This window comes from Azospirillum mesophilum (genome assembly GCF_053470405.2).
On record NZ_JBPXMQ020000062.1, the window covers coordinates 18,313 to 27,908 of the forward strand.

The window sequence follows — 9,596 nt, forward strand, 5'->3', positions numbered from 1 at the left end:
GCGACCGGGACGCGATGCCCGGCCCCTTACGGCCATTTCACCTCGGGCGGCATGCTCATCAGGATGGCTTCCGTGTTTCCACCGGTCTTCAGGCCGAAGGTCGTTCCGCGGTCGTAGAGCAGGTTGAACTCCACGTACCGCCCCCGCCGGATCAGCTGGTGTTCGCGCTGCTCGGCCGTCCAGGGCTCGTTCATGTGGCGGCGGACGAGCGCCGGGTAGACCTCCAGGAAGGCCAGCCCGACGTCGCGGGTGAAGGCGAAATCTGCCTCCCAGTCGCCGCTGTCCAAGTTGTCGTAGAAGATTCCGCCGACGCCGCGCGCCTCGCCACGGTGCGGCAGGAAGAAGTAGCGGTCGCACCATTCCTTGTAGCGCGCGTAGTAGGCCGGGTCGTGCTTGTCGCAGGCGGCCCGCAGGGCGGCGTGGAAGTCGGCGGTGTCGCGGTCGTCGGGGACCATCGGGGTCAGGTCGGCGCCGCCGCCGAACCAGCCGAGGCTGGTCACGATGTGGCGCGTGTTCATGTGCGTCGCCGGCACCAGAGGGGAGCGCATGTGCGCGACGAGGCTGATGCCCGCCGCCCAGAAGCGCCCGTCCTCCGCAGCACCGGGGATGTTGGCGCGGAATTCGGGGCTGAAGGTGCCGTGCACGGTGGAGACGTTGACGCCCACCTTCTCGAACACCCGGCCCTTCATCACCGACATGACTCCGCCGCCGCCCTCGCCGCCGTTTTCGGCATAGGGATCGGGGCGTTCCCAGGCCTTGCGCTCGAACCGGCCGGGGGGCAAATCCGCGTGGGCGCCGGTCAGTTCGTCCTCGATGCGCTCGAACTCGGCGCAGATGCGGTCCCGCAACTCGGCGAACCAGGCGGCGGCGCGAGCCTTCCGATCATCCGTGGGAGACTCGGTCGGTACGGTGGGCTGGGCGGGGGAGGTCATGGGGAGGGCTCCGGCCTCTATCGAGCGGGTGCGGCTGTCTGTCGCAGGGCTTCACCCAACACCATCGCCGCGCTAAGTGCAACATTCAGGGAACGGGCGGGCGGCTTCAGCGGGATCACCAGACGGGCATCGGCAGCCTCGTGCACCGCGTCGGGCACCCCGGCGCTCTCGCGGCCGACCATGATCCGGTCGTCCGGGGCGAAGGCGAAGTCGGTGTAGGGAACGGCTCCGCGCGTGGTCAGGAGCACGAGTCGGCCGGGATTCGCGGCCTCGCGGTAGGCGTTCCAGGAGCTGTGCCGGACCATGTCGAGCTGGTCGATGTAGTCCATGCCGGCGCGCCGCAGCTTGCGGTCGTCCAGGATGAAGCCGCAGGGCTCGATGAGATCCAGGGGCACTCCGAGTCCCGCGGCAAGCCGCATGAGGGTGCCGGCGTTCTGCGGAATGTCCGGTTCGAAAAGCACGAGACGCATGGAGAAAGACCCCAGGATTTTTGCGGACTCCTATGCCGCACCGTCGCGCGCGACAAGTTGTCCGACGACAAAGGCTTTTCAAGGCTGAGCCGCGACGGTATACCGCACCCCAACCATCGGGGCCAGCCACCCCGGATGACGCGGCGCGCCCCGCGTCCGCCATTGGGCCGACCAGGGTCCACCCAATGAGCGGACATGCCCGTCGAGTCGTGATAGAGAACGGTCCACGTGTCGTCAGGCGCTTCGGCGCGCCGTGTATGCCTTGAGGAGAAACACGCTTATGGCTCAGACCACGCATCCGCCCGGGACGGGTGCCCACGCGGCCCCCGGCGGCGAGGGGACTTCCCGCCGTGACTTCCTCTACCTCGCCACCGGAGCGGTGGGTGCCGTCGGTGTCGCCGCCGCCGCCTGGCCGTTCGTCGACAGCATGAACCCGGCCGCCGACACCCTGGCGCTCGCCTCGATCGACGTGGATCTGGCCCCGGTCCAGGAAGGTCAGGCCATCACCGTCACGTGGCGCGGCAAGCCGGTCTTCGTCCGTCACCGCACGGCGAAGGAGATCGACTCGGCCAAGAAGGTCAACCTGGGCGACCTGCGCGACCCGGTCGCCGACGACGCCCGCGTGAAGAAGCCGGAATGGCTGATCGTCATCGGCATCTGCACGCACCTCGGTTGCGTGCCGCTGGGGCAGAAGCCGACCGACCCGCGCGGCGACTACGACGGCTGGTTCTGCCCGTGCCACGGCTCGCACTACGACACCGCTGGGCGCATCCGCAAGGGTCCCGCCCCGGCCAACCTCGTCGTTCCGCAGTACGCTTTCACGAGCGATACCGCGATCCGGCTCGGCTAAGCGGCCCTTAAGGTTCTGGAGACCCCAAGATGGCTCAGGCTCACGCCCCCCAGTTCAAGAACCCCGTCGTGAAGTGGATCGACAGCCGCCTGCCGATCTTCACGATGCTGGATCATGAGTACAACCAGTATCCGATGCCCCGGAACGTCAACTATCTGTGGGCGTTCGGTGCGATTGCCGGTGTCATGCTGGTGATCATGATCGCGACCGGCCTCGTGCTGGCCATGCAGTACGCCGCCAACACGCACATCGCCTTCGAGTCGGTGGAGCGCATCATGCGCGACGTCAACTACGGCTGGCTGCTGCGCTACATCCACGCCAACGGCGCGTCGATGTTCTTCATCGCCGTCTACATCCACATGTTCCGCGGCCTCTACTACGGTTCCTACAAGGCGCCGCGCGAAATCCTGTGGATCCTCGGCGTTCTGATCATGCTGGCGATGATGGCCACGGCCTTCATGGGCTACGTGCTGCCGTGGGGCCAGATGAGCTTCTGGGGCGCCACCGTCATCACGAACCTGTTCTCGGCCTTCCCGATCGTCGGCGACCCGATCGTGACGTGGCTGTGGGGCGGCTTCTCGGTCGATAACCCGACGCTGAACCGCTTCTTCGCGCTGCACTTCCTGCTGCCGTTCGTGCTGTTCGCCCTGGTGATCCTGCACACCGCCGCGCTGCACGTGTCCGGTTCGAACAACCCGCTGGGCATCGAGCCGAAGGGCCCGCAGGACACGGTTCCGTTCAACCCGTACGTCACGCTGAAGGACGGGTTCGCGGTCGTCGTGTTCCTGGTCGTCTACGCGGCCTTCGTGTTCTTCGCGCCGAACTACCTCGGCCACCCGGACAACTACATCCCGGCCAACCCGCTGGTCACCCCGGCCCACATCGTTCCGGAATGGTACTTCCTGCCGTTCTACGCGATCCTGCGCGCGATCCCGGACAAGCTGGGCGGCGTGCTGGCCATGTTCGGCGCCATCGCGGTTCTGGCGGTCCTGCCGTGGCTCGACACCTCCAAGGTGCGCAGCTGCAAGTTCCGTCCGATCTACCGTCAGTTCTTCTGGATCCTGGCCGTCGACGCCCTGGTGCTCGGCTATGCCGGCGCCATGCCCGCGGAAGGCAGCTGGCTGCTGATCGCCCGCATCGGCACCGCCTACTACTTCTTCCACTTCCTGGTTCTGCTGCCGCTGCTGGGCAAGCTGGAGCGTCCGCTTCCGCTGCCGGCCAGCATCTGCGAACCCGTTCTGAAGGGCGGTGGCCGCGTTGCCGCCGGCGCCCATGCCAAGCCCATGGAGAAGGCCTAATGCGCGCTCTGAAGTCTGCAATCCTCTCGGCGGCCTTCGTCCTGGGTCTGGCCGGCGCCGCGCAGGCGTCGGAAGGGGTGCACATCCCTGAGCAGAGCTGGCCGCACGGCGGCGTCTTCGGCACCATCGACAAGGCGTCGGCGCAGCGCGGCTTCCAGATCTACAAGGAAGTCTGCTCGGCCTGCCACTCCATGCGTCTGGTCCCGATCCGCACGCTGGCCGGCATCGGCTTCAAGGACGACGAGCTGAAGGCCCTGGCTGCCGGCTATGAAGTCCAGGCCGGTCCGAACGACGCGGGCGAGATGTTCATGCGTCCGGCCACCCCGGCCGACCGCTTCCCGTCGCCGTTCCCCAACGACAACGCCGCGCGTGCCGCCAACAACGGCGCCCTGCCGCCCGACCTGTCGCTGATCGCCAAGGCCCGCAAGGGTGGCGAGGACTACATCTACGCCTTCCTGACCGGGTTCGAGGATGCGCCGGAAGGCGTCAACCTGATGCCGGGCATGAACTACAACAAGGTCTTCCCGGGCCATCAGGTCGGCATGCCCAACATTCTGCAGCCGGACGGCGTGACCTACGCCGACGGCACCAAGGCCACGGTCGAGCAGGAAGCCAAGGACATCGCCACCTTCCTGACCTTCGTCGCCGAGCCGCACCTCGACGCGCGCAAGCAGATGGGCGTCAAGGTGATCCTGTTCCTGATCGTGCTGGCGGGCCTGCTCTATGCCTCCAAGCGCAAGCTCTGGAGCACGGTGCACTGATCCCTCGCCACCATTGAGTGATTTGGCGGTGAGTGATTTAGGACTGGACAGGGCGCCCTCGGGCGCCCTGTTCTGTTATGGGCGACCCTTACGGTGAGAGGCGGCGATGGTGGACAGGCTGATCGACGAGATCGTGGATTTCTGGTTCGACGAGGCGATGAAGCCCTATTGGTTCAAGCGCTCCGACAGCTTCGACCGGACCGTGCGCGACACGCTTCTGCCCCATCACGAGGCCGCCGCCGAGGGCAGGTTCGACCACTGGATGGACGATGTGGACGGCTGCCTGGCGCTCTGCGTCCTGCTGGATCAGGTGCCGCGCAACGTCTTCCGCGGTTCGGCGCGTGCCTTCGCGACCGACAGCAAGGCGCTGGCCGTGGCGCGCCATGTGATCGAGCAGGGCTTCGACCTGGAGTGCAACGCCGACGAGCGGACCTTCCTCTACCTGCCGTTCGAGCATCAGGAAGACCGGGATTGCCAGACCCTGTCCTGCACCCTGTTCCGCGAGCGAATCGGGGATGAGGAAGTCGTCCGATTCGCGGAACGGCACCGCGAGATCATCGAGCGATTCGGCCGCTTCCCACACCGGAACGCTGTGCTCGGGCGCGAGAGCACGCCGGAGGAGGCCGCCTTCCTCCTGGAACCGAACTCGTCTTTCTGATCCGGGAGAGTCGCATGGCGCCGGCGGGCATGGGGCCAGTGGGCATGGGGCCAGTGGGAATGGGGCTGGTGGACCGCATCTGGATGGCCTTCGCCGCGCTGAACGGCGCCGTCGCGGTGGGGGCGGGCGCCTACGCCAGCCATGGTCTTGCCGGGGACCCGCGCGCGCAGGAGCTGTTCCGGCTCGCCGGCCAGTACCAGATGTGGCACGCGCTGGCGCTGGTCGCCCTGGTGGCCTTCGCGCGGCGGGCCGGCGGCCCGGCGCGTGTGGCGTTGCGGCTGGCCGGCTGGCTTTTCGTGGCGGGGATCGTGCTGTTCAGCGGCACGCTCTACGCGCTCGCCACCATCGGGCCCTTGCCGGTCCGGGCGACGGCGCCAATGGGCGGCACCGCCTTCATGCTGGGCTGGGTGATGGTGGCCGGGGCGGCGCTGCTGTTCGGCCGCCGCTTCTTCGAGGAAGGCTGACGCGTTCCTACGCCGCCGGGGCGCCGCTGTTCTCCTCCTCGGCGGGGGCCGCACCGTCGTCCTTGCGGAGGGCCGGGGTGCAGAACAGGCCGTGCAGGGTCGCCATGACCGTCTGCGCCTCATGGCCGTTCAGCGAATAGTAGATGTTCTGGGCGGAGCGCCGGGTCCGCACCAACTTGTCGCGGCGCAGGCGCGCGAGGTGCTGCGACAGCGCCGACTGGCTGAGATCGACCAGATCCTCCAGCTCGCCGACGGATTTCTCCCCCTCCACCAGATAGCAGAGGATGAGCAGCCGGCGCTCGTTGCTCATGGCCTTCAGCAGCGCGCTGGCGCGGCGGGCGTTGAGTTGCAGGTCGGCGACGTTCATGAAGCTACCGTTGCTGTCGGCGTCCAGGGAGGGCGGATTCGGCACGGCCCGACCGCGCCGAATGCCCGCCCTATTCATTCGTGTTCAATCATATTGGGCGGTCGGAGCCGCTGTCTACCCGTGGAAGTCCCGTAGTCGTTTGTGGATTCGCGAAAGGGCCGGCCACAGGGGCACGGACGACCGCCCTCGGGATTGAGCGGACGGCATTGAGCGAAAGGCGGCACCGCTCTAGAATCCGCGTGGCAGAACCGCCGGCCGAAGGAGACCCGCCGCCATGACCGATCATCGCCTCGACGCCAAGGGACTCCAGTGCCCGCTCCCCGTGCTCCGCGCGCGCAAGGCGCTGAAGACGGTCCCGGCCGGAGAGACGCTGACGGTCGAGGCGACCGACCCCAGCGCCCCGAAGGACTTCGCCGCCTTCTGCGAGGCCACCGGCAATCGCCTCCTCGCCAGCACCGAAGAGAGCGGGGTTTACCGCTTCGTGATCGAACGATCAGCCTGACGGTCCGGCCCCTTGGGCATGCACGCGGATCGCGCAAAGGTGGTGGGCGCGGCGCGTGGGGGGATGTGACGATAAGCCCCGGAATCAGCCTGTACTTTCATTAGCGATGCGGGAAGAATGGAGGCAGGAAATGCCTCGAACACGAACCAAAAAGACAGAAACCGCATGTTCACCACCCTGTTCACCCACGCCGCCTGCCTGGAGCACGATACAGGGCTGGGCCATCCGGAATGCGCGGACCGCCTGCGCGCCGTGCTGGCCGCTCTGGAAACCGAAGAATTCTATATGCTGGAGCGGCAGGAGGCACCGCGCGCCACCGTCGAGCAAATCACCCGCGCCCACCCGAAGGAGCATGTGGAACGCATCCTCGCCATGGTCCCGGAGGAGGAGCATGCGGGCATCGACGCGGACACGGTGATCTCCAAGGGCTCGGGCGAGGCCGCGCTGCGCGCCGCCGGGGCCGTGTGCGCGGCGGTGGACGCGGTGGCGACCGGCCATTCGCGCAACGCCTTCTGCGCCGTGCGCCCGCCGGGTCACCATGCCGAACGCACCACCGCCATGGGCTTCTGCCTGTTCAACAACGCCGCGATCGGCGCCTACCACGCGCGGGCTGTGCATGGGCTCCAGCGAGTGGCGGTGGTGGACTTCGACGTGCACCACGGCAACGGCACGCAGGATATCTTCCAGCACGATCCGGACATGCTCTACTGCTCGACCCACCAGTCGCCGCTCTATCCGGGCACCGGCGACGCGGGCGAGAAGGGGGAATACGGCAACTGCGTCAACGCCCCGCTGCCGGCCATGGCCGGGTCGCCGGAGTTCCGGCACGCGATGACCCACATCGTCCTGCCGGCGCTGGACCATTTCAAGCCGGACCTGCTGATCATCTCGGCCGGCTTCGACGCCCATTCGCGCGACCCGATGGCCAGCCTGCACCTGACCGACGATGATTTCGTCTGGGCCACGCGCAAGCTGGGCGAGATCGCGCGCACCCACTGCGGCGCGCGCATTGTGTCGGTGCTCGAAGGGGGGTACAACCTCCGCGCCCTGGCCTCCGCCAGCGCGGCCCATGTCCGCGAATTGATGTACTGCTGACCTCAACTCCTTTCGGCTAGGCCCGTGGTCGGTGCGTCCTACGCCCGCCGCGGGCCTTGCGCATTTGGGGGGCGGGTCATAACTTCGGGGTTCGGTCCTGTCCCGGACCCCATCATGGAACGTTCACGGCTGAGCTGGCATGGCTGATCTGGCAAACATCCCCCCTGACATCGCAGCCCTCAGCTTCGAGGATGCGCTCGCCGAGCTGGAACGCATCGTGCGGCAGCTGGAGGAAGGGCGCGGCAAGCTCGACGACGCGATCTCCTCCTACGAGCGCGGCACGGCGCTGAAGCGCCATTGCGAGGCCAAGCTGCGGGAAGCGCAGGCCAAGATCGACCGCATCACCGTGTCCGCCGACGGCACCCTCGGCACCGAACCCGCCCGGATCGACTGACGTGCAGACCGACCTGAAAACGGCCATGGCCGAACTGGCGGAGGATGTGGAGCGCGCCATCGCCCGCCTTCTCCCCACCACCGACCTTCCCGAATCCCGCGTGCTGGAGGCGATGCGTTACGGCTGCCTGAACGGCGGGAAGCGGCTGCGTCCGTTCCTGGTCTGGCATTCCGCGGCGCTGTTCGGGGTCAACCCGGACTGCGCCCTGCGCGTGGCCGTGGCGGTGGAGTTCGTGCATTCCTACTCGCTGATCCACGACGACCTGCCGGCGATGGACGACGGCGACCTGCGCCGCGGCCAGCCGACGGTCCACCGGAAGTTCGACGAGGCGACCGCCATTCTGGCCGGTGACGGGCTGCTGACCTACGCCTTCGAAGTGCTGTCCGACCCCGAGACGCACGAGGACCCGCATGTGCGCTGCCAGCTCGTGGCGGCGCTTGCCAAGGCGGCCGGGCCGCACGGCATGGTCGGCGGGCAGATGCTCGACCTGATCGCAGAGCACGAGACGTTCGACCTCGGCACGACCACGCGGCTCCAGCGCATGAAGACCGGCGACATGATCGCCTTCTCCTGCGAGGCCGGCGGCATCCTGGGCAAGGCCCCGCCGCCGCAGCGGCACGCGCTGCGCGCTTACGCCCATGACCTCGGGCTGGCCTTCCAGATCGTCGATGACCTGCTCGACGTCGAGGGGACGGAGGCGGAAACCGGCAAATCGGTGGGCCGCGATGCCGAGGCCGGAAAGTCGACCTTCGTGTCCATCCTCGGGCGCGACCGCGCCCGCGCCCAGGCGGAGATGCTGGCCGCCCAAGCCGTCGCGCACCTGGAGATCTTCGAAGGGCGTGCCGATATTCTGAAGGCGGTCGCCGACTTCGTCGTCGCGCGGCGGACCTAACGGAGGACGTGCAGAACGTGACCCCGACCACCAAGACGCCGCTTCTCGACCTCGTCCACACGCCAGCCGACCTGCGCTCCCTGAAACCCGAACAGCTCCGCCAGTTCGCGGACGAGCTGCGCACGGAAACCATCAGCGCGGTGTCGGTCACCGGCGGGCATCTGGGCGCGGGGCTGGGCGTGGTCGAACTGACCGTGGCGCTCCACTACGTGTTCGACACCCCCGACGACCGGCTGATTTGGGACGTCGGGCACCAGTGCTACCCGCACAAGATCCTGACCGGGCGCCGCGACCGCATCCGCACGCTCCGCATGGGCAATGGGCTGTCGGGTTTCACCAAGCGGTCCGAAAGCGAATATGACCCGTTTGGCGCCGGCCACAGCTCCACCTCGATCTCCGCCGGTTTGGGCATGGCGGTGGCGCGCGACCAGCTGGGCAAGGACAACCACGTCATCGCCGTGATCGGCGACGGTTCGATGAGCGCCGGTATGGCCTACGAGGCCATGAACAACGCTGGCTCCGCGAACAGCAAGCTGATCGTCATCCTGAACGACAACGACATGTCCATCGCCCCCCCGGTCGGCGCGATGAGCGCGTACCTGTCGCGCCTGATCTCCTCCAAGCCCTATCTGTCGCTGCGCCATCTGGCGAAGGACATCGCCGACCAGCTCCCGCGTCCCTTGCGAACGGCGGCGCGGCGGGCGGAGGAGTACGCGCGCGGCATGGTGACCGGCGGCACGCTGTTCGAGGAACTGGGCTTCTACTACATCGGGCCGATCGACGGGCACAACCTGGACCATCTGCTGCCGGTGCTGCAGAACGTGCGCGACGCCGAGGACGACAAGCCCGTCCTGATCCACGTCGTCACCAAGAAGGGCAAGGGCTACGCCCCGGCCGAGGCCTCGGCCGACAA

13 protein-coding genes are annotated in these 9,596 nt (G+C 67.7%); 10 read left to right on the forward strand and 3 right to left on the reverse strand.

The window, feature by feature from the left end; genetic code table 11:
* Positions 1 to 26: 26 nt before the first annotated feature.
* Positions 27 to 932: an oxygen-dependent coproporphyrinogen oxidase gene (gene hemF / locus ACSVC7_RS30500; protein WP_448204321.1), complete on the reverse strand. Its 906-nt coding sequence runs from the start codon at positions 930 to 932 to the stop codon at positions 27 to 29.
* Between the two features lie 17 nt (positions 933 to 949).
* The gene (locus ACSVC7_RS30505) at positions 950 to 1,402 is read right to left on the reverse strand and encodes a tRNA (cytidine(34)-2'-O)-methyltransferase (protein WP_448204320.1); all 453 of its coding nucleotides are present in this window, start codon (positions 1,400 to 1,402) and stop codon (positions 950 to 952) included.
* A gap of 280 nt (positions 1,403 to 1,682) precedes the next feature.
* Between ACSVC7_RS30505 and petA the strand changes: the two genes are divergently transcribed.
* The 5 genes from petA (at position 1,683) to ACSVC7_RS30530 (ending at position 5,433) form a co-directional block, all read left to right on the forward strand.
* On the forward strand, positions 1,683 to 2,252 hold the full coding sequence (petA, locus tag ACSVC7_RS30510) for a ubiquinol-cytochrome c reductase iron-sulfur subunit (RefSeq protein WP_448204319.1): 570 nt from the start codon (positions 1,683 to 1,685) through the stop codon (positions 2,250 to 2,252).
* Positions 2,253 to 2,281: 29 nt separating this feature from the next.
* Positions 2,282 to 3,550 (forward strand): cytochrome b, encoded by a 1,269-nt coding sequence (locus ACSVC7_RS30515; RefSeq protein ID WP_448204318.1) that lies wholly within the window; start codon positions 2,282 to 2,284, stop codon positions 3,548 to 3,550.
* A complete protein-coding gene (locus ACSVC7_RS30520) occupies positions 3,550 to 4,311 on the forward strand; it encodes a cytochrome c1 (protein WP_448204317.1) in 762 nt (253 codons plus the stop codon). The genes ACSVC7_RS30515 and ACSVC7_RS30520 overlap by 1 nt, the downstream gene beginning before the upstream one ends.
* A gap of 106 nt (positions 4,312 to 4,417) precedes the next feature.
* Complete coding sequence (locus ACSVC7_RS30525; RefSeq protein ID WP_448204316.1) at positions 4,418 to 4,969, forward strand: DUF924 family protein; 552 nt, start codon at positions 4,418 to 4,420, stop codon at positions 4,967 to 4,969.
* Between the two features lie 14 nt (positions 4,970 to 4,983).
* A complete protein-coding gene (locus tag ACSVC7_RS30530) occupies positions 4,984 to 5,433 on the forward strand; it encodes a DUF423 domain-containing protein (RefSeq protein ID WP_448204315.1) in 450 nt (149 codons plus the stop codon).
* A gap of 7 nt (positions 5,434 to 5,440) precedes the next feature.
* Here the strand turns inward: ACSVC7_RS30530 and ACSVC7_RS30535 are convergent, their stop codons facing one another.
* The gene (locus ACSVC7_RS30535) at positions 5,441 to 5,800 is read right to left on the reverse strand and encodes an ArsR/SmtB family transcription factor (RefSeq protein WP_448204341.1); all 360 of its coding nucleotides are present in this window, start codon (positions 5,798 to 5,800) and stop codon (positions 5,441 to 5,443) included.
* 274 nt (positions 5,801 to 6,074) lie between these two features.
* On the opposite strand from ACSVC7_RS30535, the gene ACSVC7_RS30540 reads away from it, so the two are divergent.
* From ACSVC7_RS30540 to ACSVC7_RS30560, 5 genes are all read left to right on the forward strand, one after another.
* Entirely contained in the window at positions 6,075 to 6,302 is a 228-nt protein-coding gene (locus ACSVC7_RS30540) for a sulfurtransferase TusA family protein (RefSeq protein ID WP_448204314.1), read from the forward strand.
* Positions 6,303 to 6,467: 165 nt separating this feature from the next.
* Complete coding sequence (locus ACSVC7_RS30545) at positions 6,468 to 7,397, forward strand: histone deacetylase family protein (RefSeq protein WP_448204313.1); 930 nt, start codon at positions 6,468 to 6,470, stop codon at positions 7,395 to 7,397.
* A gap of 139 nt (positions 7,398 to 7,536) precedes the next feature.
* On the forward strand, positions 7,537 to 7,791 hold the full coding sequence (locus ACSVC7_RS30550; RefSeq protein WP_448204312.1) for an exodeoxyribonuclease VII small subunit: 255 nt from the start codon (positions 7,537 to 7,539) through the stop codon (positions 7,789 to 7,791).
* A gap of 25 nt (positions 7,792 to 7,816) precedes the next feature.
* A complete protein-coding gene (locus tag ACSVC7_RS30555) occupies positions 7,817 to 8,683 on the forward strand; it encodes a polyprenyl synthetase family protein (RefSeq protein ID WP_448204340.1) in 867 nt (288 codons plus the stop codon).
* Positions 8,684 to 8,700: 17 nt separating this feature from the next.
* Positions 8,701 to 9,596, forward strand: an 896-nt coding sequence (locus ACSVC7_RS30560) for a 1-deoxy-D-xylulose-5-phosphate synthase N-terminal domain-containing protein (protein ID WP_483509028.1), incomplete at its 3' end; no start/stop codon positions are given.

What these genes read in the sequence shown, in the direction of transcription:
- hemF (WP_448204321.1), bottom strand. Translation starts at nt 932, where the DNA reads ATGACCTCCCCCGCCCAGCCCACCGTACCGACCGAGTCTCCCACGGAT.
- ACSVC7_RS30505 (WP_448204320.1), bottom strand. Translation starts at nt 1,402, where the DNA reads ATGCGTCTCGTGCTTTTCGAACCGGACATTCCGCAGAACGCCGGCACC.
- petA (WP_448204319.1), top strand. Translation starts at nt 1,683, where the DNA reads ATGGCTCAGACCACGCATCCGCCCGGGACGGGTGCCCACGCGGCCCCC.
- ACSVC7_RS30515 (WP_448204318.1), top strand. Translation starts at nt 2,282, where the DNA reads ATGGCTCAGGCTCACGCCCCCCAGTTCAAGAACCCCGTCGTGAAGTGG.
- ACSVC7_RS30520 (WP_448204317.1), top strand. Translation starts at nt 3,550, where the DNA reads ATGCGCGCTCTGAAGTCTGCAATCCTCTCGGCGGCCTTCGTCCTGGGT.
- ACSVC7_RS30525 (WP_448204316.1), top strand. Translation starts at nt 4,418, where the DNA reads ATGGTGGACAGGCTGATCGACGAGATCGTGGATTTCTGGTTCGACGAG.
- ACSVC7_RS30530 (WP_448204315.1), top strand. Translation starts at nt 4,984, where the DNA reads ATGGCGCCGGCGGGCATGGGGCCAGTGGGCATGGGGCCAGTGGGAATG.
- ACSVC7_RS30535 (WP_448204341.1), bottom strand. Translation starts at nt 5,800, where the DNA reads ATGAACGTCGCCGACCTGCAACTCAACGCCCGCCGCGCCAGCGCGCTG.
- ACSVC7_RS30540 (WP_448204314.1), top strand. Translation starts at nt 6,075, where the DNA reads ATGACCGATCATCGCCTCGACGCCAAGGGACTCCAGTGCCCGCTCCCC.
- ACSVC7_RS30545 (WP_448204313.1), top strand. Translation starts at nt 6,468, where the DNA reads ATGTTCACCACCCTGTTCACCCACGCCGCCTGCCTGGAGCACGATACA.
- ACSVC7_RS30550 (WP_448204312.1), top strand. Translation starts at nt 7,537, where the DNA reads ATGGCTGATCTGGCAAACATCCCCCCTGACATCGCAGCCCTCAGCTTC.
- ACSVC7_RS30555 (WP_448204340.1), top strand. Translation starts at nt 7,817, where the DNA reads ATGGCCGAACTGGCGGAGGATGTGGAGCGCGCCATCGCCCGCCTTCTC.